We start from the raw sequence: 26,983 nt of genomic DNA on the forward strand, positions 1-26,983 counted from the left end.
TCCGCGCGGCGGGGCTGTGGACAACCCCTCTTCCGGTCGAGCGAGTGCGGCCGGCAACGGGGAATGAGCCGCCCAACCTTCACAACATCACCTCCACCCGTTGATTTCGCCACGGCATGATCGGTCCGGTCCCCGAGCGGTACCCCCACCCGTAAGGCACGGCATGCCCGCGTCCACCCTCCGGTCCTCAGAGCCCCAGCCCCACCCCCACATACCGACGCCGGCCGGCCCGCCCCGCGACGATCCGCCCCCGGGCCGCGCGCGGTGGGACCCGTGGATCCTCGCCGCCGCCCTCTGCGCCGCCTACGCGGCCGTCTCCGTCGGCCGCTACCGGCACATGACGACCCTCTCCTGGGATCTGGGCATCTTCGAGCAGGTCGTGCGGGCGTACGCGCGTCTGCGGGCGCCGGTGGCCGACCTCAAGGGGCCGGGGTTCGACATCCTCGGTGACCACTTCAGCCCGGTGACGGCCCTGCTCGCGCCGGTGTACCGGCTGTTTCCCTCGCCGGTCACGCTGCTGGTGGCGCAGGCCGCGCTGTTCGCCCTGTCCGCCGTACCCGTCACCCGCGCCGCAGCGCGGCTCCTCGGCCGGCGCAGCGGTCTGGCGCTCGGTCTCGCCTACGGACTGTCCTGGGGCGTCCAGCGCGCCGTCGACTTCGACTTCCACGAGATCTGCTTCGCCGTCCCGCTGATCGCCTTCTCCCTGGAGGCCCTGCTCGCGGAGCGCCGGCGCGCGGCCCTGTACTGGGCGCTTCCCCTGGTGCTGGTGAAGGAGGACCTGGGGCTGACGCTGGCCGCGATCGCGCTCGTCGTCGCGTGGCGGGCGCGCGGCTCGTCGCCCCGGACGGCTGCGTACGCGCTCGGTGCCGCGGTGTTCGGCCTGGCGGCGGCAGTGCTCGTCCTCACGGTGGTCATCCCGGCGTTCAACACCTCCGGGACCTACGACTACTGGAACAAGGTCAGCGAGTCGGGCAGCCCCTTCGACGGTCTCGGCACCAAGCTGCGCACCCTCGCCTGGCTGCTGATCCCCACCACCGGACTGCTCGCCCTGCGTTCCCCGCTGCTGCTGGTGGCCCTGCCGACGCTCGGCTGGCGCTTCCTGTCGGGGGACGAGCACTACTGGGGCACCGACTGGCACTACAGCGCGGTCCTGATGCCGGTCGTCTTCCTCGCCCTGGCCGACGTCCTCACGACCGCGCGCACGAGCCCCCGTCCCTGGCTGAGCTCGTACGCCGCCCAGTTGCCGGCCGCCGTCGCCGCGGCGGCTCTGGCGCTGACCACCTCGCTGCCGCTGGCGCAGCTCGCGGAGGCCGAGGTCTACCGCAAGCCCGCCCCCGTGTCCGGTGTCGAGCGGCTCCTGGCGCGGATCCCCGACGGCGCCACGGTCGAGGCCAATGTCGGCCCGATCAGCCGCCTGACCTCGCGCTGCCGCGTCCTGTGGATCGGCGGCACCCAGGGCATCACGCCCGGGTACATCGCCCTGGAGAACATCGACGGCAGGTACCGCGACCCCGTGGGCTACGCCCGGCGGCTGCACCCCGGCGCCGATTACACGGTCGCGGGCAGGGCCAACGGGTACGTCCTCCTGGAGCGGGCGGCGGCGCGCTGACGCCGGGTGCCGGCACCCGGCCGCGAACGGGGCCCGCCCCGGAGGCGAAACCTCCGGGGCGGGCCCGTCCTCCGCAACCCCCGTGTGCGGTGGTCCTGGCCGGCTATTCGGTCGCGATCGCGTTCAGGACGTTCATCCGGCCCGCCCGGAACGCCGGGATGAGGGCGGCGAACAGACCCACGAACGCGGAGGCGATGAAGACGCCGGTGATCGTCGGCCAGGGGATCTGCAGGACCTCCAGACCCTCCAGGGCGAGGAGCTGCTGTGCGGTGGCGCCCCAGCCCATGCCCAGTCCGAGGCCCAGCAGGGCGCCGAAGAGGGCGATGACGACCGACTCCATGCGGATCATGCGGCGCAGCTGACGGCGGGAGAGGCCGATCGCCCGCATCAGGCCGATCTCCCGGGTGCGCTCCACCACCGACAGGGCCAGGGTGTTCACCACGCCCAGGATGGCGACGATGATCGCCAGGGCCAGCAGGCCGTAGATCATGTTGAGCAGCTGGCCGATCTGGTCCTTGAGCGCTTCCTTGTAGTCGGTCTGGTCGCGCACGGTGTACTGCGGGTAGTCGTGCAGCGCCGACTTGAGGGACTTGTAGGCGGCGTCCTGCTGCCCCTCCTTGGCGCTGGCGAAGAGCAGCGAGTCCAGTGGCATCTTGTCGGCCGGGACGTACTTGGCCATCGTGGCGATGGACGTGTACATCGCGCCCGCGTCGATCACGACGTCACTGCTGGTGATCGCCCGCACGGTCAGGTCGGCCGCGGAGCCGTCCTTGAAGGCGACCTTGATCTTGGAGCCGAGGCTGATGCCGTGGTCCTTGGCGAACTGCTCGTGGACGGACATCGAGTCGGGCTTGTAGGCGTCGGGCAGCTTGCCGTCGACCGTCTCGGTGCGCAGGTCGGTCGCGTACGACGGGTCGGCCGCCGTGATCGCCGTGTCCTTGAGCGTCTTGCCGTCGGGGGTGGTGAAGTCGGCCTTGGTCCACTTGTACTCGGTGACCCGCTCCACGCCGGAGGCGGACTTCGCGGCCTTGACGGCCTGCGGGGTGATCAGCTGGCCGCTGTCGGACTGGATGATGAAGTCCGTGCCGACGGTCTTGTCGAGCTGGTCGGTGGCGGACGCCACCATGGAGGAGCCGACCACGGACAGGCACGCCACCAGGGCGAGGCCGATCATCAGCGCGGCGCCCGTCGCGCCGGTGCGGCGCGGGTTGCGCAGGGCGTTGCGCTCGGCCATGCGGCCGACGGGGCCGAACATGCGCAGCAGGACGGCGCCCAGGACGCGGACCACGCCGCCGGCGAGCAGCGGGCCGATGACGACGAAGCCGATCAGCGACAGCACCACGCCGAGGCCGAGCCACAGCGAGCCCTCGGTGGCCTTGTCGGCCTGCGCCGTCAGGTACAGGGCGACGGCGCCGGCGCCGGTGAGGACCGTGCCGATCACACCGCGGATCCAGCCGGCCCGGGCGTCCGCGGGGGCTCCCGCGTCGCGCAGTGCGGCCATCGGGGAGATCTTGCCGGCGCGCCGGGCGGGCAGGTAGGCGGCCAGGACGGTGACGACGACACCGAGGACGAGGCCGACCACCGGGGTCGTCCAGGCCACCGTCAGGTCGTCGGTGGACAGCTCCATGCCCATCTGGCCCATGAGCTTCATCAGGCCGACGGCGAGGCCGACGCCCGCGCCGACCCCGAGCGCCGATCCGACGATGCCGAGCAGCAGCGCCTCGGCCAGCACGGAGCGGTTGACCTGCTTGCGGGAGGAGCCGATCGCCCGCATCAGGCCGATCTCGCGGGTGCGCTGGGCGACCAGCATGGAGAAGGTGTTGATGATCAGGAAGATGCCGACGAGGAAGGCGATCCCGGCGAAGCCGAGCATCGCGTACTTCATGACGTTCATGAAGCCCGCGACGTCCTTCTGGTTGGCGTCGGCGGTCTCCTTGGCGGTCTTCACCTGGAAGCCGGCGCCCAGTTCGGCCGAGACGTTCTTCTTCAGCTGCGCGTCGCTGACGCCGGAGGCCGCGGTGACGTTGACGTTGGTGTAGACGCCGCTCTCGCCGACCAGGGCCTGCTGGGCGGTCCTGGTGTCGAGGTAGAAGATCGCCGCGCCGGGGTTGGTGACGGTGAAGTCGGCGATGCCGGAGATCTTCGCGGTGTGCGTGCCGACCGCGGTGATCACGCCGATCTCGTCGCCGAGCTTCAGGTCGTGCTTGTCGGCGGTGTCGGCGTCGACCATGATCTGGCCGGCGCTCTCGGGGGCCGCACCGGAGGTGATCTTCATGGTGCGGGCTTCGTTGCTGTTCCAGCCGCCGACGATGGTCGGGGCGCCGCTGGAGGGCGACAGGCTGTCCTTGTCGGCGTCCACGACGGTCACCGAGGTGGAGAACACCGCGCCCTCGGCGGACTTCACGCCCTGCACCTTGCGGACCTCGCCGAGCACGGAGGCCGGCATGACCGGCGGCTTGCCGTTGTCGGCGGTGGTCTCGCCGCTGTCGGAGGCGCCCTTGGCGCTCACCGTCACGTCCGAGGAGGTGGCCGCGAAGAGCTTGTCGAACGTCGTGGACATGGTGTCCGTGAAGACGAGCGTGCCGCAGACGAAGGCCACCGACAGCAGGACGGCGATCGCGGAGAGCGCCATCCGCCCCTTGTGCGCGAAGAAGTTGCGCATCGAGGTCTTCATGACGGTCATGACGTGCGCCCCCGGGCGTCGAAGTCCTTCATGCGGTCGAGGACGGCCTCCGCGGTCGGCTTGTACATCTCGTCGACGATGCGGCCGTCGGCGAGGTACAGCACGCGGTCCGCGTAACTGGCGGCGACCGGGTCGTGGGTGACCATCACGATGGTCTGGCCCAGCTCGTCCACGGAACGCCGCAGGAAGCCGAGCACCTCTGCGCCTGCGCGGGAGTCGAGGTTTCCGGTCGGCTCGTCCCCGAAGATGATCTCGGGCCGGGCCGCCAGCGCCCGCGCCACGGCGACGCGCTGCTGCTGGCCGCCGGACAGCTGGGTGGGCCGGTGCTTGAGCCGGTCGGCGAGCCCGACGGTCTCCACGACCCGCGCCAGCCACTGCTTGTCCGGCTTGCGGCCCGCGATGTCCATGGGCAGCGTGATGTTCTCGATGGCGTTCAGCGTCGGCAGCAGGTTGAACGCCTGGAAGATGAACCCGATCCGGTCCCGGCGCAGCTGCGTGAGCTTCTTGTCCTTCAGGCCGGTGATCTCGGTCTCGTCGAGGTAGATCTGGCCGCCGGTGACGGTGTCGAGCCCGGCGAGGCAGTGCATCAGCGTGGACTTGCCGGACCCCGAGGGGCCCATGATCGCGGTGAACTGGCCGCGTGCGATGTCCACGTCGACGTGGTCGAGCGCGACGACGCGGGTCTCACCGGTCCCGTACGCCTTCACGACCTGCCGCGCCCGCGCGGCAACGGCCGTACGCCCTCCAGTACCCCCGTGCCTGGGAATGGTCACAGCCGAAGTCACGGTATATCTCCTATATCGGTCAGCAGTTGGTGAAGGCGGTCGCCTGTTCGACAGCCGCTGGGTACGCGATGCGGACGAGGAATCCGTCCGACGCGTTTCAGTCTCCCGGTGGGGAGGGGTCCCGCGCCCTGGTGCTCAGCGCAGTCTTTTCCTGTGGAAAACCCCACCCCCGCCGGTGTGCACAGCCGCCCCCCGACGGCGTAAAGCCAGGTTAAGGACCGGTCCCCGCACGTCTCGTCCTCCGCCGGTACGAACCCTCCCCAGGTCGTAGTACGGAGGTACCCATAGGGGCAGTCCACCGAAGGGTGGAGACCGTCTCAGGGTTCGCTCCACCCGTCGGCCCATTCAGGCTCCACCCTCCCGCTGCGTCAGGGTCCAGTGGGAAGCTGTCCGACGGCAGGTAGGTGCAAGGGGCAGGCAAAGCGACGGTACCCGTGGCGCAGGCGCGGCCGGGCGAGGGGGAGGAAACCCGGGGTGGGCAGCACCAGTTCCGCGGCACGTGAGGCCGAACGTCCCGCCAGGACCGACCGGCGGGGTGCCGTCGTCGCCGCGCTGATGCTCTCCATGGCGCTGGCGGCGCTCGACGCCACCATCGTCGCGACCGCCGTCCCGCAGATCGTCGGGGACCTCGGCGGTTTCTCCGTCTTCTCCTGGCTGTTCTCCGGCTACCTGCTGGCCGTGACCGTCACCCTGCCCGTGTACGGCAAGCTCTCCGACACCTTCGGCCGCAAACCGGTCCTCGTCGCGGGCTCCGTGGTCTTCCTCGCCGGCTCCCTGCTGTGCGCGCTGGCCTGGAACATGGGGGCGCTCATCGCGTTCCGCGTCGTGCAGGGGCTGGGCGGCGGCGCCCTCCAGGGCACCGTGCAGACGCTCGCCGCCGACCTCTACCCGCTGAAGGACCGTCCCAGGATCCAGTCGAAGCTGTCCACGGTGTGGGCGGTCTCGGCGGTCGCCGGACCGGGGCTCGGCGGTGCGCTCGCCGCCTACGCGGACTGGCGCTGGATCTTCCTGGTCAACCTGCCGATCGGCGTGGTCGCGCTGTGGCTGATCGTCCGTCACCTCCACGAGCCGGAGCGGGAGGGCGGCGCGCACGCGCGCGTGGACTGGGCGGGCGCCGTCGCGGTGTTCGCCTGCGGCGGTGTGCTGCTCACGGCCCTGGTGCAGGGCGGGGTGGCGTGGCCGTGGCTGTCGGCGCCCTCACTCGCCCTGTTCGGTACGGGACTCGTCCTCGTCGCGGTCGTGGTGCTGGTGGAGCGCCGGGCGGCGGAGCCGGTCATCCCGGGCTGGGTGTGGCGGCGCCGTACGATCGCCGCGGTCAATCTGGCCCTGGGCGCGCTGGGCCTGCTGATGGTGGCGCCGGCGGTGTTCCTGCCCACCTACGCCCAGTCGGTGCTGGGCCTCGGGCCCGTGGCCGCCGGATTCGTACTGTCCGTATGGACGTTGAGCTGGCCCGTGTCGGCGGCGCTGAGCCAGCACGTGTACCGCAGGATCGGCTTCCGCAACACCGCGATGCTGGGCATCGGAGCGGCCGCGCTGATCCTGCTCGCGTTCCCGTTCCTGCCCTACCCCGGGCAGGCCTGGCAGCCGGCCCTGCTGATGCTGCTGCTCGGCGCCGCGCTGGGCCTGTTCCAGTTGCCGCTGATCGTCGGGGTGCAGTCGACGGTGGGCTGGGCCGAGCGCGGTACGACGACCGCGTCCGTGCTGTTCTGCCGTCAGACGGGCCAGACGGTCGGCGCGGCGGTCTTCGGCGCGGTCGCCAACGGGGTGTTGGCCGCCCGGCTCGGCGGTGCGGGCGACCTCGACTCGGTGACCCGGGCCCTCGACTCGGGCACCGCGCCGGAGGCGACCCGGCGGGCGATCGCCGAGGCGGTGCACGCCGTCTACCTGGGCGCCTCCTGCGCGGCGGCACTGGCGTTCCTGGTGCTGCTGTTCCTCGCGCCCCGGAAATTCCCGGTGCTCAAGGACTGACCGTACGTATCCTCCGCCCATGCTGACCTTGGAACCGCTCCGACCCGATCACGCGGACGCCGTGCTGGCCTTCGAGCGGGAGAACCGGGCGTACTTCGCCCGCACGGTGACCGACCGCGGGGACGCCTACTTCACGGCGGAGGGGTTCGCCGAACGCCACCGGGCGCTCCTCGCGGAACAGGACGCGGGCGTGTGCCGCTTCCATGTCGTCCTGGACGAGGAGGGGAACCTGGTCGGCCGGGTCAACCTGGTCGACCTGACGGACGGCTGCGCCGAACTCGGCTACCGGGTGGGCGAACGGGCCGCGGGCCGGGGCGTGGCGACGGCGGCCGTCGCGCAGGTGTGCCGTCTGGCCGCCACCGACTACGGGCTGACCTCCCTCGCCGCGGTCACCACCCTGGACAACCGGGCCTCCATGACGGTCCTGGCCCGCAACGGCTTCACATGCACCGGGGACACGACCGTGGCCGGCCGGCCCGGACGCCGTTACCTGCGCAGGAACTTGGCCTTCGCGCCGCCGGCACCTCCCGCGAATCCGCGTTAACGCGGGTAACACCCGAGGTCAAAAAGGCAAGCGCATACCGACCAATCAGTTTGCCGAAACCCTCGCGCTGCCCGGGTACTCCGAAGTAACGTGCGTGGCCGCCCACCCCCCACCTCCTGCGGTCCGCCGCACCGGAACCGACCCGCGCAAGGAGCACCGGGATGTCCTACGACCCGCCGCCACCGTCCTACCCGTACCGCCCGCCGGATTCCTCGCCCTCCTACTACACCTACCCCTGGGTGCCGCAGCAGGAGCCGGAACCGGCCGGCAGGCGTCCCCAGCGCCACGCCGCGCTCGGGCACCACAGCGACCTGCGGGTGCTGCGCAGCGCCTACCGCTGGCAGCGGCGCGTGGCCACGCTCACCGCGCTCGGCTACTTCGTCCTGTTCCTGATCCTTTCGGCGTTCGCCCCGTCCTTCATGACGAGCACCGTCACCGACGGCCTGCCCACCGGTCTGCTGCTCGCGCTCGTCCAGGTCCCCGTGACCTGGCTGGCGATCGTCCTGTACGAGCAGACGGCCCGCCGCCGCGTCGACCCGATCGCCGACCGGATACGCAAGCAGGCCGAACTGGACGCCAGGCGGGAGGCAACGCGGTGACCACCGAGTTCAGCGGCAACGCCCAGTCGATGTCGCTCGTGGGCTTCACGGCGGTGGCCACGATCACGCTCCTGCTGTGCGTGATGACGGGCCCGGACCGGGACGACCTCGACGAGTTCTACACCGGCTACAGCTCCCTGTCCCCCATGCGCAACGGCCTGGCGATCGCCGGCGACTACATCTCCGCCGCGACCGTCCTCGGCACGGGCGGCGTGATCGCCCTGTTCGGCTACGACGGGACCGTACTGGCCCTCAGTACGGCGTTGTCCCTGATGCTGCTGATGTTCCTGCTGGCCGAACCGCTGCGCAACGCGGGCCGGTTCACCATGGGCGACGCGCTGACCCGCCGTATGCCGGGACGCGGCGTCCGGATCGCGGCCTGCGGGGTGACCCTGGCGGCGCTGCTGCCGCTGATGGTGGTGCAGTTGGCGGGGACCGGGCAGCTGATGGCGTTCGTCCTCGGCTTCTCCGGCGAGTCGTTGCAGACGGGCTGCATCATCGGCGTGGGCGCGCTGATGATCAGTTACGCGGCGATCGGCGGGATGAAGGGCACCGCCCTCATCCAGATCCTGAAGATCGTGATGCTGCTCGGCTCCGGCGCGGTGGTCGCCGTGCTGATCCTCAACCGGTTCGACTGGGACCCGGGGGCCCTGTTCGGCGCGGCCGCCGCGAACAGCGGTGTGGGCTCGGCCTTCCTCTCCTCGGGCCTGCAGTTCGCGGGCGGTCCCAGCCCCGATCTGGACATGATCACCGCGCAGTTGACGGTGGTCCTCGGGGGCGGCGTCCTGCCGCACATCACCATGCGCATGTACACCGCCTCCAGCGCCCGGCAGGTGCGGCGTTCGATGTCCTGGGCCGTGTCGGGCGTGGCCCTGTTCGTGCTCATCATCACGGTCGTCGGCTTCGGCGCGACCGCGCTGATCGGCCGGGCGGTGATCGCGCAGGTCGACCCGCAGGGCAACACGGCGTATCTGCTGGGGTCGCAGGCGGCGTTCGGCGCGGACGTGTCGTCGGCGGAGACGTTCCTGTTCACGACCGTCACCACGGCGGTCTTCCTCACGCTGCTCGCCTCGGTCGCCGGGATGATCCTCGCCTGCGCCAACTCCCTCGCGCACGACGTGTTCGCGGCCCGGGTGCGGGAGATGTCACCCCGCCGCGAGATGGCGCTGGCCCGCCTCTCCGCACTGGCAGTGGGCATCCCGGCGATCCTCCTGGCCACGCTCGTCCAGCATCGCAGCCTGCAGCCCCTGGTGACGCTGTCGTTCTGCCTGGGCGCCTCGGCCATCGCGCCCGCGCTGGTCTACAGCCTCTTCTGGCGCCGCTACACGCGAACCGGCCTGCTGAGCACCCTCATCGGCGGCTCGCTGGCGGTCCTGCTGCTGATGCCGGGCACCAACCTGGTCTCCGGCTCGCCCGTCTCCGCCTTCCCCGACGCCGACTTCAACTGGTTCCCGTTCACCACGACCGGCCTGCTCTCCATCCCCCTGGGCTTCGCCTGCGGCTGGCTGGGCACCCTGGCCTCCGGCCGCCGCAAGTCGGAGGAACAACGCCACGAGTACGAGGCGGTGGAGGGCTGGATCCTGGCGGGCGCGGTACGCAGGGACCGCTGACACGCGGGGCACGACGGCCGACGCAACACCGGCAACACGCGGGTCGGCCGGGGCCGGCGGCAACGCCGGCCCGCACCCGCCGACCGGCGACCGGCGGCGCCCTGCCGGCCCCGCACGGAGCGGTAGCCAACGGGCGGCAGGCGGCAGGACGCTGGCCGACTGGTGGCCGGCGGCAACACCAACACCCAGCCGTCAGCCCATGGTCGGCGGCACCCCGGCCGCATGGCGCACTCGCGGCAGCCAGCAGGCATCGGCGCTGACCAACCGGTGGCCGGCGGCAACACCAACACCCAGCCGTCAGCCGGTGCCCGGCGGCACCCCGGCCGCATGGCGCACACGCGGCAGCCAGCAGGCATCGGCGCTGACCAACCGGTGGCCGGCGGCAACGCCAACACCCAGCCGTCAGCCCATGGTCGGCGGCGGAGCCGAAAGGTGCGGTGGGGGAATGTGCCGCGGCCGGTGTCGCACGGTCGTCGTCCCGCCCCCGCAACGCCGCACGCCTCGTCTCACTCCGCCTCCGCCCTCCCCGCCCACGCCGCCAGGCTCGTGTGCACGCGGTCGATGTGGGCCCGTGCGTCGTCCCCGCGCTCGGCGTGCTCGCGCAGCACGCGTCGCGTCTCCCGCTCGACGGACTCCGCGTGGCCGCGGGCCTCGGCGAGCAGTTCCGCGGCGCGCTCGGCCGCCTCGTCCTGCTGGTGACGGGCGGCGTCATCGGCGTCGGCGAAGGCCTGTTCGGCCTCGGTCAGCGCGCTCTCGGCGCGCGTCACCGCTTCCGCGTGGCGGGCGTCCAGCGCGGCGGCCCGCGCGGCGTCCTCCTCGTCCCACTTCTCCCACCGCTCGGCGTGTTCCCTGGCTTGATCGGCCAGCATCCCGGAGGTGCGCTCCCGCATCTCCCGCAACGCGGCCAGCGCCTCGTCCCGCTGCTCATTGGCCTCACGACCGGCCTCGGCCCGGATCTCGTCGGCCTCGGCGCGCGCCGCGAGCAGCCGCTGCCGGGCGCGTTCGTCGGCGTCGGCGCGTACGGCATCGGCGTACGCCTGCGCGGACTCGCGCACGCCGGCCGCGGACGCGCACGCCCCGTCCACGAGTTCCCGCGCCTCCCGCCGCGCCCCTTCGCGTACGGCCGCCGCTTCCTCCCGGCCGAGTTCGAAGAGCCGCCGCGCCCGCTCCCCGAGCGACTCGTAGGTCTGCGGGACCAGCCGCGCGGCAGCGTCCCGCAGCCGCTCCAGCTCCGCGTCCATCTGCCGGGCGAGCACCGTCAGCCGGGCCGCCCTCTCCCAGGCCGCGTCACGGTCCTCGGACAGGACCTCGGCGTACTCGTCGACCTGCTCGGGACGGTAACCGCGCCCCCGCACGGCCAGGAAGCCGTGCGGGGACACCGATGGGCTGCTCATGCCGGGGCCCCTCTCCACCACGCCGACGCGCGATCGAGCACGAAATGGGATGATTTCGCGCACATCTTGGTGGATCAGGCGGAAGTATCCATAACCCGACACTCCGCACAGAGGTCACTCCAGAACACCTCAGCGGCGACGCCTCACAGCAGCCCGTCCCACATCTGCTCCAGCAGCACCGACCACCAGCTCTCCGGCGACCCGAGCGCCGCCGGATCGAGCGCGGCCAACTGCGCCTGGAAGTCGACGGTCCAACGGCCCGCCTGCTCCTGGTTCAGACCGAACCGCAGCCGCCACATCCGCCCGAGCAGCGCCAGACAGCGCGCGAACTCCGGCAGCCCGGTGTTCACGAACTGCGGCGGTACGGGCGCCCCGCCCGGCCCCGCCTCCACCGGCACGGCGACGATGTTCGCCGTGCCGTACTGCACGCAGATCGCCTTACCGAAGTCACTGCCCATCACCAGGTAGGACCCCGCGTCGGAGGCCGACTGCACACCCCGCTCGGCCGCCAGCTCCGCCAGCGTCGGCACCGGCCGGCCCGGCTGCGCCTGCGCCCAGAAGAAGGGGCCCATGTCCATCGGCAGGCCCGCCGCCACCAGCGTGTGCGCCACGACCGGCGGCACACCCTGCCGGGACACGGCGGCCTGCTCGAACCGGAACACCCCCGGCCCGAACGCGGCCGCCAGCTCCTGCGCGATCGCCTCCGGCGGAATCGGCGGTACCGCCTGCACCGGCGGCAACGGCGCCCGCACCGGAGCCGGACGCGCCGGACCGTCCGCCACCTGATGCAACTCGCCCTGGTGGGCCAGCAGTTGCTGCATGCCCTGCTGCCGGCTCGCGTGGTCCGTGCCGTACGGCGCGATGCTCGTGATCCGCGCCTGCGGCCACTGCTCCCGGATCATCCGCGCGCAGTACGCACCCGGCAGCTCGCACGACTCCAGCTCGGTGTGCAGCTCCAGCACCTGGCCCGGCGGCACGTTCATGGCACGCAGCTCGTGGAAGATCTGCCACTCCGGGTGCGGCGTACCCGGCGCCGAACGCCGGATCAGCTGCTGCTCGGACCCGTCCTGCGCGCGGTAGCGCAGCACGGCCTGGTAGCCGGGCCCGACCGTCGGCTGCCCGGCGGGCTGCTGCGGATAGCCGTACGCCGGAGGCTGCCCGGGGGCGGGCTGACCGGGCGGCGGCATCGCACCGGGCGGCATCCCACCCGGGGGCATGGGGCCGGGCGGCATCCCGCCCTGCGGCATCGCACCGGGCGGCATCCCACCCGGCATCCCACCCGGCATTCCACCGGGCGGCGGCATCGGCGGCGCACCGGGCACGCCAGGAGCGCCCGGGGCGGCGGGGGGTGCGCCGGGGGCCTGCGGCGGCGGAGGCACGCCGGGGCCACCCGCCGGAGGCGTGGCCAGCATGGTCTCCGCGTGGTGCACGGGACCCGGGCCACCGGGAGCACCCGGGGCGCCAGGCGGCTGGGGGGCGCCAGGCCCACCAGGGCCACCAGGCCCTCCGGGTACACCGGGCGCGCGCGGAGGTGCCGGAGGCCCGGGCGGCTGCGGTGCGCCCGGGCCGCCCCGACCGGAGTCGGCCAGCATCGTCGCGGCATGGTGGACACCACCCGGAGGCGTACCACCAAGAGCACCAGGAGGATTCGGGGCGCCAGGAGGCTGCGGCGCACCGGGCGGATTCGGCGCACCAGGCTGGTTCGGCGCACCAGGAGGCCCCGGCGGCTGCTGGGGAGGCAGCGGCGCACCGGCGCCCTCGCTGCCGGAGCCCCCAGGCCCCTCCGGCCCAAGCGCCGACACGAGCTGCGTCGGCACGTAACCACCCGCGGGCGTACCCGGCGCACCGGGCCCCGACGGCGGAGGCGTACTGCCCGGCCGCGCACCCGGCGTCCCGGGAGCGCCCGGCGGAGGCGGCGTCGTCGGGCCCGAGCCCCGTCCACGACCCGGCGGCGGAGTCGCCTTGCTCGTCGCGGCGTCGGCGATGTCGCCCGCGTTCGGCGTCAGCGGCCGCACAGGCGTACCCGGCCCGTTCGGCGGCTGCGGCACCCCGTCCGGGCCGGCAGGCCCAGAAGCCGCCGCGCCGCCCGCAGACCCCACAGATCCACCGTCGGCACCCTGCGGATACCCGTACGGCTGCCCGCCCGGAACAGGCGGAGGCGTCCTGCCCTGCGGCACACCACCGGGCGGCGTACCCGGCACACCAGGAGCCGGTGCGGCACCCGCCGCCCCCGGCGGATAGCCGTAACCCGGCCCACCAGCCGCACCCGCACCGCCCTGCGCGTTCGGCTCGTCGATCGCCGGGGACACCGCCGTCGGCGGAAGCCGGCTGCCGCCCGACATCAGCGCCGTCTTGGCGTCGGGCGTCGACGGCGGCGCAGGCGTGTCACCCTCGGTCTCGCTCAGCGGCGGTGCGAACACCGTCGCGGGCAGCGGTACGGAACGGTCGTCACCGGCATCGCCGTTGGTGTCCGTACCGGCCCAGGGCGTAGCCCCGGCAGGCGCACCCGGCTCCCCCGCCCCTGAGTCACCCCCCGAGTCACTCCCCACGGCAGCGGGCCAGGAGGCACCAGAACCGGAATCACCAGCCCCGGAACCAGCAGAAGCAGACGCCGACGCGGCACCCGCGCCCGCACCCCCCTGCGTACCAGCCCCCCGCCGATCCGGAATCCCCAGCTTGTCCGCCGCGTCCTGCAACCACTCCGGCGGAGTCAGCAGGAACGACGTCTGGTTCAGGTCCACCCGGGCCGCAGGAGCCGGCGCCGGCTCCTCCGCCGCGTCCGGACGGCCGTACTCCTCCTCGTACCGGCGGATCACCTCACCCACCGGCAGCCCCGGCCACAGCGTCGCCTCACCGCTGTCCCGCGCGATCACCAGCCGCTGCGCGCCACCGTCGGAACGCGGCCCGTCCGCCCGGTCCTCGGCCCACACCACGAACCCCAGGTCGAACTCCCGCACCCGCACCTCACGATGCTGGTACGACGGCACGTCCCCGTTGATCCACTCTTCCGCGCGCTCCTGCGCCTGCGCGAACGTCACCATCGCTGAAGTCACTCCCCCCCGGCCGAGGACGACACCGCACCCACCGGCACCACACGCGCGAACCCGCCGTCCACCATCAGATTCGCCACCGTCTCCAACTCCGGCGGATTACCGGCCAGCCGCGACAGGAAGACATCGAAGTCGTCCCCGCACGGCAGCAGCAGCCGCTCCACCCGCTCCGCCGGCGGCAGCGAGGGATCCACGTCCCGGGCGTCGTCGTACGCGCAGAACCACACCGAACCGATCCGCTCGCCCTTCACCTTCACGGCCAGCAGCCCGCCCTGGACGAACCCGACACACAGGTAGTCCTTGGTCAGATGGTCACGCAGACACTTGTTGACGTACACCAGGTCGTTCACGGCCGCCTCGTCCCGCACGGTGAAGAACGGCTGGTCGATCAGCAGCCCCAGCTCCGCGTCCAGCGCGGCACCCACCGGCGCACAGCCCCCCGCCGCCTTCAGGAACGACCGGTACGGCCCCGGCAGTCGGTAGCCGAGGTCCTCCTCGGCCCCCTGCACCTGCGACTCCGTCACCGCCACACCCGACTTCGGCAGCCCGAAATGCGCCGGACGCGTCTCCTGCAACGGCCGCGTGCCCCGCTTGGACTGGTCGACGCCCGACGTCGCCACACCACCGTGGTGCCGCAGCAACGCCTTCACCTCGACCGGCACCAGCTCCAGCCGCCGCGTACCCACCGCGTGGTGCCACGTCCAGCCGTGCGGCGTCGCCACCGCCGGCACCGTGTCCCACAGCTCGTGCCCGGACGACGCCAGCGCCATGTTCGCCGACACGTAGTCCGTCAGCCGCAACTCGTCCACGCCGAAACCCTCCGGCGGCTCCGCGATCTCCGCGGCCGCACGCGCGTAAGGCGAGAAGTCGGGGTAACCACGCTCGTCGACCCGTACCCCTCTCGGGTGACGCGCCGCCCGGACCGGATCCGGGAAATGCACGACCTGCCCGGCGTAGGCCGCGTTCGGCGGCGCGGCTTGCTGCCCGAGCCGACCTGTCGTCATGGCGGTTGCCCCCTGCGGCACTCTGTACGACCCGCAGTGACCCCTCTTGGCCCACTACGCCCCGTATCGACTGTCACGTCCGAACCCACGCGTCAACCACGTGGATCGCGGTGCCGACAGCCTATGCGGTACGACGACACCGGTCACCGGCACCGGTCGGCCGCCCGACCGCCTCCGTGACCAGCCGTCACCCCACCGTGACGGCACGCCCCGGTACGGGCGTGTCACCGCGCCCCAGCTTCCGCACCAGCCACGCCATTTGGCAGTCTGTCACCCCCGGGGGGATGCACGGAGGGGAATACGATCATGAACGCGACACAGACGGGACCACACACCGGCAGGTCCGCCGACCCGCGACACGGCGACCCGCGACACGGCGACCCCCGGGGCGGCGCCCCACGAGACGGCGACCCGCGCACCGGCGACCCCAGAGGCGGCGACCCCCGCATCGGCTGGAGCGCCACCGAAACCGCCCACGCCCCCGTCCTCCACCACCGCCGCGACGGCATCCTCCCCACCGTCGCCGCCGCCCTCTCCGTCCGCGGCGCCACCCTCACCGGCACCGCCGCCCGCGGCGACACACCCCCCGCACTGCACCCCCTCGTCCAGGACTTCCTGGACACCCTCACCAGCGCCCAGCGCGACCGCTACACCGGCCGCTGCGCCGAGACCATCCTCATCTCCCGGCACATCACCGCCGCCGACGCCGCCCGCAGCAAACGCGCCGCCCGCAAACCCATGACCAACGGCGAAGCCCGCAAAGCCCTCAAGCAGGCCAAACTCACCGCCCGCCGCATCCGCGAGGACGGCGACCCCCTCCACGGCAGCTTCGCCACCCCCTGCCGCGCCTGCACCGCGCTCAGCGCCCACTTCGGCGTCCGCATAGTCGACCCGGCGGCCACGACCGGCTGACGCGCCACACACACCGAACACACCGCCGGCACCCCCGCGCCCGCCACCCATGACCTCGACGAGACGAAGGGCAGATGCACACCGACCGCACGTCCACCACCCGCTTCGCCGTAACCGTCGACGCCGCCCTGCGCGCCGCCGGCTGGCAACCCGGACGCTGGGACATCAAACAGGCCGAGATCTGGGCCGACGCCCTGCGCGACCACGCCTCACCCGCCGGCCACCGCCACACCGTCTTCCCCGCGGCCGTCGAAGCCTGGGCCGAATTCGGCGGACTCCACATCACCCCCACCGGCCCCGGCCGCCAAGTCGCCCCCGCCACCCTCCACCTGGACCCCCTGCACGGCCTCCACATGGCCCGCACCCTCGGCGACCTCGGCCGCGCCCTCCGCACCGAGGTCTGCCCCCTCGGCGCCGAAACCGACAGCCAGGCCCTCCTCGCCATCGACACCCAAGGCCGCGTCTACACCCTCGACCACACCGGCGACTGGTACCTCGGCCCCGACATCGACCAAGCCCTGTCCACCCTCATCGCCGGCACGGAACCGACCCGCCTGACCACGGGCTGACCACCAGCAGCACAAAGCCGCGGGGGCGGCTACGACGCCGGAATCACCGCAGACACCCGGAAACCCCCCGCGTCCGTCGGCCCGGACACGAACACCCCACCCAGCGCGGCAACCCGCTCCTTCATCCCCACCAACCCGTTCCCCCCGGACGGCAACCGCGCCGACGACGCCGCCGCCTCCGGCGGCTCGTTCTCCACCTGCATCGCGATCTCCGACACCCGATGCGCCAGCCGCACATACGTCTTCGCCCCGGCCGCATGCTTGTGGACGTTCGTCAACGCCTCCTGCACCACCCGGTACGCCGTCTGCTCCACCTCCGGCGCATACGACCGCGCATCCCCCTCCACCGTCAGATCCACCACCATCCCCGCCGCGGCCGACTGCCCCACCAGCTCCTCGATCTCCGCCAGACACGGCCCCTCGTCATCGGCCGCCCGCGAAGCCGCCACCGCGGCAGCCACCCCCACCGCCGCCAGCGGCACCGAAGCGGCACGCTCACGCCGCGCGTCCCCACCACTGCGCAGCACCCCGAGCATCTCCCGCAACTCGGTCAGCGCCTGCCGCCCCATGTCCCCCACCAGCGCCGCATTCCTCACGGCCTTCTCGGGATCCTTCCGCGCCACCGCCTGCAGCGCCGCCGCATGCACCACCATCAGACTCACCCGGTGCGCGACGACATCGTGCATTTCCCGGGCGATCCGCGTCCGCTCCTCGTTCCGGGCCCACTCGGCCCGCTCCTCCGCCCGCTCGGCCAGCAGCTGGAGCTCCCGCTCCAGACTGTCCGCCCGCTCCCGCAGACTCTCCATCAGCCGCCGCCGGGCCCCCACGTACAGGCCCAGCAGCACCGGGGGCGCCGTGAAGCCCAGCGACATCGTGACGGCGGCGAAGGGCACGAACCAGTCCCCCAGGTCCAAATCCCCCCGCGACACGTCCTGCCGCGTCTTCACGAACGTCACGATCAACGTCCCCACCAGCGACATCCCCGCCAGCGAGGCGACGATCCGCCGGGGCATCTCGGCCGCGGCCAGCGTGTACAGGCCGACCACGCCCATCAGGAAACCCATCTCGGCCGGCGTGATGGCGATCGAGACCAGCACGACGGCGATCGGCCAGCGCCGCCGCACGAGCAGCACGGAACCGGCCAACACACCGAAAACGACCCCCGCGGCCACCGGGATCCCCGCGTCCCCGGCGAACGGAAAGCCCTCCGCCCCGCACTCCAGCGCGGACACCACGGCCAGACTCACATCGAACACGGCACTACGCCGTCTGGCCCACCACCACGGCCCTCCCCGGGCCGTCACATGGTCTTCCCCCGTCGCGGTCATGCCTCCAGCCTACGGGCGCCCGCAGCCGGTTTTCCGGCGCATTTCCCGGACTTGCCCCCACCACACTCCGTGACCGTTCGGCTGCGATACGGCCCGAAATCCCTCGAACTGCTGAATCGCTCACCGTTCGACCGGGCCCAGCTCGTCGGCATGGACGCCACAGCCTTCCAACGCACGACACTCAAGAAGCACAACCCCAGAACGGTCCGCAAGAACGTCGGCGACTCCTATCGAGGCTGCTTGGCCATTTACGTCACCAAGAGCGCCGAGTTGTACCGTCGCATGGAGGGCGCTTGGTACGGCATAGTGTTGGGAGCCGACTCGGCGATCTAACCGAATGTCCGGTTTAGCCGAGTTTCATCCCCCATGGTGTAATCAGGCAGCACTGAGGGTTTTGGTCCCTTAAGTTCAGGTTCAAATCCTGATGGGGGAGCTGGTTACGCCCAGGCCCCGACTGTCACGTCGGGGCCTACACCCACACGCCCACAAAACCCCCCGGTATCCTGCGGATGTCACCCCATCCACAGCCGAAGGGCATCCCGTGAGCGCCAACCGCCCGGCAGCCGTCGTCGTTCTCGCAGCGGGTGAGGGCACCCGTATGAAGTCGGCCACACCCAAGGTCCTGCACGAGCTCTGCGGCCGCAGTCTCGTGGGACACGTGCTCGCCGCCGCGGGCGAGCTGGACCCCGAGAACCTGGTCGTCGTGGTCGGCCACGCCCGTGAGCAGGTCACCGCCCACCTCGGCGAGATCGCCCCGGACGTCCGCACGGCGGTACAGGCGGAGCAGAACGGCACGGGGCACGCCGTACGGATGGGACTGGAGGCGCTCGGCGGGTCCGTCGACGGGACGGTCGTCGTCGTGTGCGGGGACACTCCCCTGCTGACCGGCGAGACGCTGCGGGTCCTCTCCGCCACCCACACCGAGGACGGCAACGCGGTCACCGTGCTGTCCGCCGAGGTGCCGGACGCGACCGGCTACGGCCGGATCGTGCGGGACGACTCGGGTGCCGTGACGGCGATCGTGGAGCACAAGGACGCCACCGAGGCCCAGCGGTCGATCCGGGAGATCAACTCGGGGGTGTTCGCGTTCGACGGGCAGCTGCTGGCCGACGCGCTGAAGAAGGTGCGGACGGACAACAGCCAGGGCGAGGAGTACCTGACCGACGTCCTCGGCATTCTGCGTGAGGCCGGGCACCGGGTCGGGGCGTCCGTCGCGGGCGACCACCGTGAGATCGCCGGTATCAACAACCGTGTGCAGCTGTCCCAGGCCCGTCGGATTCTCAACGACCGGCTGCTCACCGAGGCGATGCTGTCCGGTGTGACGGTGATCGATCCGGCGACCACGTGGATCGATGTCACGGTGACGTTCGAGCAGGACTCCGTCGTGCATCCGGGCACGCAGCTGCACGGGTCGACCCATCTCGGGGAGGGCGCGGAGGTCGGGCCCAACTGCCGGCTGACCGACACTCGGGTGGATGCCGGTGCGCGTGTCGACAACACCGTGGCGGTGGGTGCGGAGGTGGGGCCGGGGGCGTCCGTCGGGCCGTACGCGTATCTGCGTCCGGGGACGCGGCTCGGTGCGAAGGGCAAGATCGGGACGTACGTCGAGACGAAGAACGCGTCGATCGGGGAGGGGACGAAGGTGCCTCACCTCTCCTATGTCGGTGACGCGACGATCGGTGAGTTCTCCAACATCGGTGCGGCGAGCGTGTTCGTGAACTACGACGGTCAGGAGAAGCACCACACGACCATCGGTTCGCATTGCCGTACGGGCTCGGACAACATGTTTGTGGCGCCTGTCACGGTCGGGGACGGCGCGTACACCGCCGCCGGGTCCGTGATCACCAAGGATGTGCCGCCCGGTTCGCTGGCCGTGGCCCGTGGTCAGCAGCGGAATATCGAGGGTTGGGTGGCTCGTAAGCGTCCGGGGAGCGCGGCCGCGAAGGCGGCCGAGGCGGCTTCCCGGGGGTCGGCCGAGGAGGGCTGACCGGAAACCGGTGCCTGAAACACGGCGTACGGTGATAAGTGCACACCCGCACCCCCACCAGCTGAGACGGCCTCTCGCAAGCCGGCTGAGAGGTCTCTCGAACACCCCAGCTGCGACACCTCTGAGGAGACAGTGCTGTGACCGGGATCAAGACGACCGGCGAGAAGAAGTTGATGTTCTTCTCCGGCCGCGCCCACCCCGAGCTTGCCGAGGAGGTCGCCCAGCAGTTGGGTGTCGGGGTTGTCCCGACGAAGGCCTTCGACTTCGCGAACGGTGAGATCTATGTGCGTTATCAGGAGTCGGCTCGTGGTGCCGACTGCTTCCTGATCCAGAGCCACACGGCTCCGATCAACAAGTGGATCATGGAGCAGTTGATCATGATTGACGCGCTGAAGCGCGCGTCGGCCCGCTCCATCACCGTCATCGTGCCGTTCTACGGTTACGCGCGGCAGGACAAGAAGCACCGGGGACGTGAACCGATTTCGGCGCGTCTGATCGCGGACATGATGAAGACCGCGGGTGCGGACCGGCTGCTGACGGTGGATCTGCACACGGACCAGATCCAGGGCTTCTTCGACGGTCCGGTGGATCATCTGTTCGCGTTGCCGCTGCTGGCGGACTACGTGGGCCGGAAGGTGGACCGGCAGAAGCTGACGGTCGTGTCTCCGGACGCGGGCCGGGTGCGGGTCGCCGACCGCTGGTGCGACCGGCTGGGCGCGCCGCTGGCGATCGTGCACAAGCGCCGGGACAAGGACGTCGCGAACCAGGTCACCGTCCACGAGGTCGTGGGTGAGGTGAAGGGGCGCGTGTGTGTCCTGGTGGACGACATGATCGACACGGGTGGGACGATCTGTGCCGCGGCGGACGCGCTGTTCGCGCACGGCGCGGAGGATGTGATCGTGACGGCGACGCACGGTGTGCTGTCGGGTCCGGCGGCGGACCGGCTGAAGAACTCGCGGGTGAGTGAGTTCGTGTTCACGAACACGCTGCCGACGCCGGGTGAGCTGAGCGCGGACCTGGACAAGATCTCGGTGCTGTCGATCGCGCCGACGATCGCGAGTGCGGTGCGTGAGGTGTTCGAGGACGGTTCGGTGACGAGCCTGTTCGACGAGCAGTAGGAGCCGCTGGTCGGGCTGCTGTAGATCGTTTTGGGTACGGCCTCCCTTGCCGAGTAGACTGCTGAAGTTGCTCGGCGAGGGAGGCCGTACCGCTTCTTCTGGAAGTTTGTGCGGCTGTCCGTTATCGACGCGCTCTTCGTAGCAGGCCGTTCGTGGCCGGGTGACCACGTCCGTTTCTGACTTCGAGGAGTGAGTATGTCCGAGGTGAAGATCTCCGCCGCGTCGCGCACCGAGTTCGGCAAGGGTGCCGCGCGCCGTATCCGTCGTGAAGACAAGGTTCCGGGTGTCCTGTACGGGCACGGTTCGGACCCGCTGCACCTGACGCTGCCGGGTCACGACCTGCTGATGGCGCTGCGTACGCCGAACGTGCTGATCGCGCTGGACATCGACGGCAAGCAGAACGAGCTGGCGATTCCGAAGGCCGTGCAGCGTGACCCGCTGAAGGGTTTCCTGGAGCACGTGGACCTGCAGCTGGTGAAGCGTGGCGAGCAGGTCAACGTCGAGATCTACGTGCACACCGAGGGTGAGCTGGCTCCGGGCGGCAACCTGCTGGAGCACGTGCTGAACGCGCTGCCGGTGGTGGCCGAGGCGACGCACATCCCGGAGTCCGTGACGGTCTCCGTGGAGGGTCTGACGGCGGGTGACTCCGTCCTCGCCAAGGACATCCCGCTGCCGAAGGGCACGACGCTGGACGTCGACGGGGACACCGTCGTCCTGCAGGTCCTGGCCGCGCAGGCCGAGGAGACCGAGGGCGAGGAGTCCGAGGGCGGCGAGGCCGCCGAGGCCTGATCCTCTTCGTCGTCGTTTCGTCGGCCGCTGTTCCGGTGCGGAGCAGCGGCCGACGCGTATGAAGGAGACATGGACGTGACGACCGATGCGGCCGCTCCGTGGCTGATCGTGGGGCTGGGCAATCCGGGGCCGGAGTACGCGGGGAACCGGCACAACGTGGGTTTCATGGTGGCCGATCTGCTGGCGGACCGGGTCGGGGGGAGGTTCAAGCGGGCCGGGAAGGCGCAGGCGCAGGTCGTCGAGGGCCGGATCGGGCCGCCGGGGCCGTCGAGCCGGCGGGTGATCCTGGCGAAGCCGATGTCGTACATGAATCTGTCGGGTGGGCCGGTGAACGCGCTGCGGGATTTCTACAAGGTGCCGGTTGCCCATGTGGTGGCGATTCATGATGAGTTGGACATCGATTACGGGGTGTTGCGACTGAAGCTGGGTGGCGGGGACAACGGGCACAACGGGCTGAAGTCGATGACGAAGGCGTTCGGGGCGGATTATCACCGGGTGCGGTTCGGGATCGGCCGGCCGCCGGGGCGGATGCCGGTGGCGGATTTCGTGCTGCGGGATTTCTCGTCGGCGGAGCGCAAGGAGCTGGACTACTTCGTGGACCGTGCGGCGGACGCGGTGGAGTGTCTGGTGATCGAGGGGCTGGAGCGGGCGCAGAGTACGTACAACTCCTGACTTGTCGCCCGGGTGAGTTGACCGGCCGTGCGGGTATGGCCAATGATCCCGGCCATGCCTGCCTCTGTCGCCGCCACCGCCACTCACCAGAGCGCTCATGCCGTGCTGCGGTTCGGGCGGTTCGCGGCGATGGGCACGGTCGCGGTGCTGATCCTGATCGCGGGTGTGTGGGCGTCGTGGGGTACGGCGCAGCATGTGATGCTGACGAAGGGCCGGGAGCACGGCACGGTCGAGGTGACGCGGTGCGGGCAGGACACGTGCACAGGCCGGTACTCGCCGTTGTCGGAGGGGTGGCAGTCCCGGTCGAAGGTGGTTCTGGAGAAGTCGGTCGCGGTGCAGAAGGGCCGGACCTACACGGTGGTCGTGAAGCCGGGCAGTGATGACGCGGTGCGTTCGGGTCCGGCCGGGGTGCTGTACGCGTGGATTCCGCTGGGCGGTGCGCTGTTGCTGGCGTCGGTGGTGGTGGCGGGTGGTCTGCTGCGGACGCGGGCGGCGTGGGTGATGGCGTTGTCGGGCGTGGCGTTGCTGACGGCGGCTTTCGTGACTGTGTGAGGGGTTCGGGCGTTCTTCCTTTCTGTGGGGGGCCGAGCGTTGTCGGTTCGTGATTGACGAGGCCTCGGGCGAGGCTGGAAGCTGAGCCGCCCCCTCCACATCTTCCCGGTCCCTTCACGAAGATGGACGTCCCTCGATGCGAACCCTCATGCCCGCCGGCGCTGTGTGCGCCGCCGCTTCCGCGGTCCTCCTGCTCGCTCCGGCCGCCCACGCGACCCCTCCGGGTGACAACGGCACGGTCAAGATCCACGATGCTTCGACGGGCGAGGAACCGCGCCGCAACGAGCCGCACGTGTGCGCCTTCTACCTGGACGCTTTCGGTTTCGACGGCGTCCAGGAGGTCGACTGGCACATCAACGCGATCCCCCCGAGCGAGAACAAGGGGGAGACGGTGAAGTCCGGCGCGCTCACGCTGGACGACCAGGGCCACGGCCGTACGGAGGATCTGTCGCTGCCCGACGGGCACTACAAGCTGTTCTGGAACTTCGACGGTGAGAAGGGTGCGGCCAAGCACAAGGTGTTCTGGACGGACTGCGAGGACGAGGAGGAGCCCGGCGGTTCGACGCCGTCCGGGTCGGCTTCGCCGTCGCCGTCGTCCTCGTCCGGGGTGTCCGAGTCGCCGTCGGGGGAGCCGGGCACGTCGGTGTCCCCGAGTTCGTCGGCCGGCGGGGGTGTGACCGCGTCGCCGTCGTCGTCGCCGCAGGGCGGTGCGGGCGGTGATCTCGCCGAGACGGGCAGCGGGGCGCCGGTGGGTCTGCTGTCCGGTGTGGCGGCGGTGCTGGTCGCGGGCGGTGGGTTCCTGGTGCTGCGTCGCCGCAGGGTCAGCCGCGGCTGACGAGGAACGGACCGTGCCCCCGAGCCTGTACGGGCTCGGGGGCACGGTCGTGTCCGGGGTGCGGGTCAGCCGGTGTTGCGCAGGCCCGCTGCCACGCCGTTGACGGTGAGGAGCAGGGCGCGGGCGAGCAGCGGGTCGGGCTGCTCACCGGCGGCGGCCGCGTCGCGCTGCCGCTTGAGCAGGGCGACCTGGAGGTAGGAGATGGGGTCGAGGTAGGCGTCGCGGATGGCGAAGGTCTGCTTGAGGACGGGCTCGGCGTCCAGCAGTTCGTTCTCGCCGGTGACGCGGAGGACCTCGGCGACGGTCAGTTCGTGTTCGGCCTTGATGGTGTCGAAGACGTGCTTGAGCTCGTCGGGGACGAGGGTGTCGACGTAGTGCTGGGCGATCCGCAGGTCGGTCTTGGCGAGGGTCATCTCGACGTTGGAGATGAAGTTGCGGAAGAAGTGCCACTGTCCGTACATCTCGTCGAGCACGGTGTCCAGGCCCGCCTCGCGCAGGGCCTTGAGGCCCGATCCGACGCCGAACCAGCCGGGGACGATCTGCCGGGACTGGGTCCAGCCGAACACCCAGGGGATGGCGCGCAGGCCGTCGAGCGAGACGCCGGAGCCGGGGCGGCGGGAGGGCCGGGAGCCCAGGTGCAGGTCGGCGAGCTGGTCCACCGGCGTCGACGCGAGGAAGTACGTCGGCAGGTCGGGGTCCTCGACGAGGCGGCGGTAGGCGGCGTGGGCGGCGTCGGAGACGACGTCCATGGCGGCGTCCCAGCGGGCGAGGGCCTCGGTGGACTGGCGGGGCGCGGTGTGCAGGGCGGAGGCCTGGAGGGTGGCGGCGACGGTGAGTTCGAGGTTCTCCCGGGCCAGGGACGGGATGAGGTACTTGTCGGAGATGACCTCGCCCTGTTCGGTCACCTTGATCTCGCCTTCGAGGGTTCCCCAGGGCTGGGCGAGGATGGCGTCGTGGGTGGGGCCGCCGCCGCGGCCGACGGTGCCGCCGCGGCCGTGGAAGAGGCGCAGGCGGACGCCGTAGCGGTGGGCGACGTCGCGCAGGCGGCGCTGGGCGCGGTGGATCTCCCACTGGCTGGTGGTGATGCCGCCGAACTTGGAGGAGTCGGAGTAACCGAGCATGACCTCCTGGACGTCGCCCCGGAGCGCGACGAGGCGCCGGTAGGACGGGTCGGAGAGCATGTCCTCGAGGATGGTGTCGGCGGCCTTGAGCTCGTCGGTGGTCTCCAGCAGCGGCACGATGCCGATCTTGGCCCAGCCGGCGTGCAGGTCGATCAGGCCGGCCTCGCGGGCGAGGACGGCGGCGGCGAAGACGTCGTCGGCGCCCTGGCACATGGAGATGATGTACGACTCGATGACCTCGGGTCCGAAGACCTCCAGGGCCTTCTTCACGGTCTGGAAGACGCCGAGGGTCTTCTCGCCGGGGGCGTCCACGGGTGCCGGGGTGGGTGCGAGGGGGCGGCGGGAGCGCAGTTCCTTGGCGAGCAGCTTGGTGCGGTAGTCGCGGGGCATGTCCGCGTACCGCCAGGACTCCTCTCCGAGCCGGTCGAACAGCTGGCCGAGGGCGTGGTGGTGGGCGTCGGCGTGTTCGCGTACGTCCATGGTGGCGAGCTGGAGGCCGAAGGCGGCCAGGGTGCGGATGGTGCGGGCGAGGCGGCCGTCGGCGAAGAGGCCGCCGCGGTGCTCGCGCAGGGAGGTCTGGATGATCCGCAGATCGGCGATCAGCTCGCTGGTGCCGAGGTAGTCGCGGCCGGGCACGTGCGCGGTGCCCTTGGCGAGGCGCTGCTTGGTGTTCTCCAGCTTCTGCCGGATGCAGGTGGCCTTGAGCCGGTAGGGCTCCTCGGCGTTGAGGCGCTTGTAGCGGGGGCTGATCTCGGGGAGGTTCTCCAGGTCGGCCTGGAGGGAGGTCAGCAGTTCCTCGGTGGCGCCGGCATAGCGGATGGAGTTGGACAGGAAGCCGCGCAGCTCGTCGATCGTGTCCAGCGCGTCGTTGATGCCGTGCTCGTGCTGGAGGATGAGGACGTCCCAGGTGACCTGGGGGGTGACGTTGGGGTTGCCGTCGCGGTCGCCGCCGATCCAGGTGCCGAAGGTGAGGGGGCGGGTGTCGTCGGGGAGCTTGACCCCGGCGCGCTCCAGTTCGGCGGTGAGGTCCTCCAGGACGTCGCCGACGGCGCCGGCGTGCAGTTCGTCCAGGTAGTAGATGGCGTTGCGGGCCTCGTCGGCGGGCTCGGGGCGGACGACGCGCAGTTCGTCGGTCTGCCAGACGAGGTCGATGTTCTCGGCGAGGCGGGTGTCGAGGCGGCGGCGGTCCGACTCGATGACCGGGGTCTCCAGGAGGGCGGCGACGCGCCGGAGCTTGTTCAGGACCGACCGGCGTGCGGCCTCGGTGGGGTGGGCCGTGAACACGGGGCGGACGTTGAGGTTGCGGACCGTCTCGCGCAGGTGTTCGGGGTCGGCGTCCTTGAGCCGGTCGGCCGTGCGGGCGAGCAGTCCGCCCTCGGCGGCGCGCCGGGCTCGCAGCTCGCGGCCGCGGTGGACCTGCTCGGTGACGTTGGCCAGGTGGAAGTAGGTGGAGAACGCGCGGACCAGCTTGGCCGCGGTCTGGAGTTCGGTGCCGCGCAGCAGCTCGGCGGCGGCCTCGCCGTCCTCACGGGTGAGGCGGCGGACCTTCTCGACGAGTTCCAGGAGCTCGGGACCCTCCTGCCGGACGAGGGTCTCTCCGAGGAGGTCACCCAGTCGGCGGATGTCGGCACGCAGCTCGCTGCTCGTGGTCGTGGTCTGGTCGTCGGCACTGCTCACAGGTGCGGCTCCTTGCAGTGTTGAAGCTCGTCTGGGAGGGGGTACCCGGACGGCGTCTCGCGCGGCGGGTGCCGCATACGGATCGGACATCCGGGAGGAAATCAGAGCGGACCGCGCTGTCCGACCGACTCCAGGATAGGTGTCGGCCGGGACGCGCAGCTGGCGGGCTCTTGTCGC

The 26,983-nt window shown here is 71.3% G+C and carries 20 protein-coding genes and 1 pseudogene; 14 read left to right on the top strand and 7 right to left on the bottom strand.

The window, feature by feature from the left end; translation table 11 throughout:
* Nucleotides 1–163: 163 nt before the first annotated feature.
* Nucleotides 164–1,609, top strand: a complete 1,446-nt coding sequence (locus ACIBL4_RS26830; RefSeq protein ID WP_399414363.1) for a DUF2079 domain-containing protein — start codon at nucleotides 164–166, stop codon at nucleotides 1,607–1,609.
* A 103-nt stretch (nucleotides 1,610–1,712) separates the two neighbouring features.
* Here the strand turns inward: ACIBL4_RS26830 and ACIBL4_RS26835 are convergent, their stop codons facing one another.
* A complete protein-coding gene (locus ACIBL4_RS26835) occupies nucleotides 1,713–4,292 on the bottom strand; it encodes an ABC transporter permease (RefSeq protein ID WP_399414365.1) in 2,580 nt (859 codons plus the stop codon).
* A complete protein-coding gene (locus ACIBL4_RS26840) occupies nucleotides 4,289–5,077 on the bottom strand; it encodes an ABC transporter ATP-binding protein (RefSeq protein WP_354744452.1) in 789 nt (262 codons plus the stop codon). Before ACIBL4_RS26840 ends, ACIBL4_RS26835 begins: the two co-directional genes overlap by 4 nt.
* Nucleotides 5,078–5,551: 474 nt before the next feature.
* On the opposite strand from ACIBL4_RS26840, the gene ACIBL4_RS26845 reads away from it, so the two are divergent.
* The 4 genes from ACIBL4_RS26845 to ACIBL4_RS26860 all read left to right on the top strand — a co-directional run bounded on the left by ACIBL4_RS26845 (nucleotide 5,552) and on the right by ACIBL4_RS26860 (nucleotide 9,798).
* Nucleotides 5,552–7,045 (top strand): MFS transporter, encoded by a 1,494-nt coding sequence (locus ACIBL4_RS26845; RefSeq protein WP_399414367.1) that lies wholly within the window; start codon nucleotides 5,552–5,554, stop codon nucleotides 7,043–7,045.
* Between the two features lie 19 nt (nucleotides 7,046–7,064).
* The gene (locus ACIBL4_RS26850) at nucleotides 7,065–7,589 is read left to right on the top strand and encodes a GNAT family N-acetyltransferase (protein WP_399414369.1); all 525 of its coding nucleotides are present in this window, start codon (nucleotides 7,065–7,067) and stop codon (nucleotides 7,587–7,589) included.
* A gap of 161 nt (nucleotides 7,590–7,750) precedes the next feature.
* On the top strand, nucleotides 7,751–8,188 hold the full coding sequence (locus tag ACIBL4_RS26855) for a DUF485 domain-containing protein (RefSeq protein ID WP_399414371.1): 438 nt from the start codon (nucleotides 7,751–7,753) through the stop codon (nucleotides 8,186–8,188).
* On the top strand, nucleotides 8,185–9,798 hold the full coding sequence (locus ACIBL4_RS26860) for a cation acetate symporter (protein ID WP_399414373.1): 1,614 nt from the start codon (nucleotides 8,185–8,187) through the stop codon (nucleotides 9,796–9,798). Before ACIBL4_RS26855 ends, ACIBL4_RS26860 begins: the two co-directional genes overlap by 4 nt.
* A 506-nt stretch (nucleotides 9,799–10,304) precedes the next feature.
* On the opposite strand, the gene ACIBL4_RS26865 is transcribed toward ACIBL4_RS26860, so the two are convergent.
* The 3 genes from ACIBL4_RS26865 to ACIBL4_RS26875 all read right to left on the bottom strand — a co-directional run bounded on the left by ACIBL4_RS26865 (nucleotide 10,305) and on the right by ACIBL4_RS26875 (nucleotide 15,246).
* Nucleotides 10,305–11,192: a cellulose-binding protein gene (locus ACIBL4_RS26865; protein WP_399414375.1), complete on the bottom strand. Its 888-nt coding sequence runs from the start codon at nucleotides 11,190–11,192 to the stop codon at nucleotides 10,305–10,307.
* A gap of 143 nt (nucleotides 11,193–11,335) precedes the next feature.
* A complete protein-coding gene (locus tag ACIBL4_RS26870; protein WP_399414376.1) occupies nucleotides 11,336–14,233 on the bottom strand; it encodes an SUKH-4 family immunity protein in 2,898 nt (965 codons plus the stop codon).
* A gap of 8 nt (nucleotides 14,234–14,241) precedes the next feature.
* Complete coding sequence (locus tag ACIBL4_RS26875; RefSeq protein ID WP_399414378.1) at nucleotides 14,242–15,246, bottom strand: SMI1/KNR4 family protein; 1,005 nt, start codon at nucleotides 15,244–15,246, stop codon at nucleotides 14,242–14,244.
* 306 nt (nucleotides 15,247–15,552) lie between these two features.
* Here ACIBL4_RS26875 and ACIBL4_RS26880 point away from each other — a divergent pair, with 306 nt between their 5' ends.
* Nucleotides 15,553–16,158 carry a YwqJ-related putative deaminase gene (locus ACIBL4_RS26880; protein WP_399414379.1) on the top strand — a complete coding sequence of 202 codons (606 nt, stop codon included), beginning with the start codon at nucleotides 15,553–15,555 and terminating at the stop codon, nucleotides 16,156–16,158.
* 74 nt (nucleotides 16,159–16,232) lie between these two features.
* The gene (locus ACIBL4_RS26885) at nucleotides 16,233–16,727 is read left to right on the top strand and encodes an SUKH-3 domain-containing protein (protein WP_399414380.1); all 495 of its coding nucleotides are present in this window, start codon (nucleotides 16,233–16,235) and stop codon (nucleotides 16,725–16,727) included.
* A gap of 29 nt (nucleotides 16,728–16,756) precedes the next feature.
* Here the strand turns inward: ACIBL4_RS26885 and ACIBL4_RS26890 are convergent, their stop codons facing one another.
* The gene (locus tag ACIBL4_RS26890; RefSeq protein ID WP_399414381.1) at nucleotides 16,757–18,055 is read right to left on the bottom strand and encodes a sensor histidine kinase; all 1,299 of its coding nucleotides are present in this window, start codon (nucleotides 18,053–18,055) and stop codon (nucleotides 16,757–16,759) included.
* A gap of 135 nt (nucleotides 18,056–18,190) precedes the next feature.
* On the opposite strand from ACIBL4_RS26890, the pseudogene ACIBL4_RS26895 reads away from it, so the two are divergent.
* The 7 genes and pseudogenes from ACIBL4_RS26895 to ACIBL4_RS26925 form a co-directional block, all read left to right on the top strand.
* Nucleotides 18,191–18,388, top strand: a pseudogene (locus ACIBL4_RS26895) (hypothetical protein); the annotation flags it as partial.
* A gap of 208 nt (nucleotides 18,389–18,596) precedes the next feature.
* Nucleotides 18,597–20,042, top strand: a complete 1,446-nt coding sequence (glmU, locus tag ACIBL4_RS26900; RefSeq protein ID WP_399414382.1) for a bifunctional UDP-N-acetylglucosamine diphosphorylase/glucosamine-1-phosphate N-acetyltransferase GlmU — start codon at nucleotides 18,597–18,599, stop codon at nucleotides 20,040–20,042.
* A 137-nt stretch (nucleotides 20,043–20,179) separates the two neighbouring features.
* Nucleotides 20,180–21,160 carry a ribose-phosphate diphosphokinase gene (locus ACIBL4_RS26905; RefSeq protein WP_306966257.1) on the top strand — a complete coding sequence of 327 codons (981 nt, stop codon included), beginning with the start codon at nucleotides 20,180–20,182 and terminating at the stop codon, nucleotides 21,158–21,160.
* A 195-nt stretch (nucleotides 21,161–21,355) separates the two neighbouring features.
* Entirely contained in the window at nucleotides 21,356–21,949 is a 594-nt protein-coding gene (locus ACIBL4_RS26910; protein ID WP_399414383.1) for a 50S ribosomal protein L25/general stress protein Ctc, read from the top strand.
* A gap of 69 nt (nucleotides 21,950–22,018) precedes the next feature.
* A complete protein-coding gene (gene pth / locus ACIBL4_RS26915) occupies nucleotides 22,019–22,621 on the top strand; it encodes an aminoacyl-tRNA hydrolase (protein ID WP_399414384.1) in 603 nt (200 codons plus the stop codon).
* Between the two features lie 42 nt (nucleotides 22,622–22,663).
* On the top strand, nucleotides 22,664–23,173 hold the full coding sequence (locus ACIBL4_RS26920) for a hypothetical protein (protein WP_399414578.1): 510 nt from the start codon (nucleotides 22,664–22,666) through the stop codon (nucleotides 23,171–23,173).
* 136 nt (nucleotides 23,174–23,309) lie between these two features.
* Complete coding sequence (locus tag ACIBL4_RS26925) at nucleotides 23,310–24,008, top strand: LPXTG cell wall anchor domain-containing protein (RefSeq protein ID WP_399414385.1); 699 nt, start codon at nucleotides 23,310–23,312, stop codon at nucleotides 24,006–24,008.
* Between the two features lie 65 nt (nucleotides 24,009–24,073).
* Here ACIBL4_RS26925 and ppc read toward each other — a convergent pair whose 3' ends face one another.
* On the bottom strand, nucleotides 24,074–26,806 hold the full coding sequence (gene ppc / locus ACIBL4_RS26930) for a phosphoenolpyruvate carboxylase (RefSeq protein ID WP_399414387.1): 2,733 nt from the start codon (nucleotides 26,804–26,806) through the stop codon (nucleotides 24,074–24,076).
* Between the last annotated feature and the right edge of the window lie 177 nt (nucleotides 26,807–26,983).

Source organism: Streptomyces sp. NPDC050416 (genome assembly GCF_044458845.1).
GTDB lineage: Bacteria > Actinomycetota > Actinomycetes > Streptomycetales > Streptomycetaceae > Streptomyces.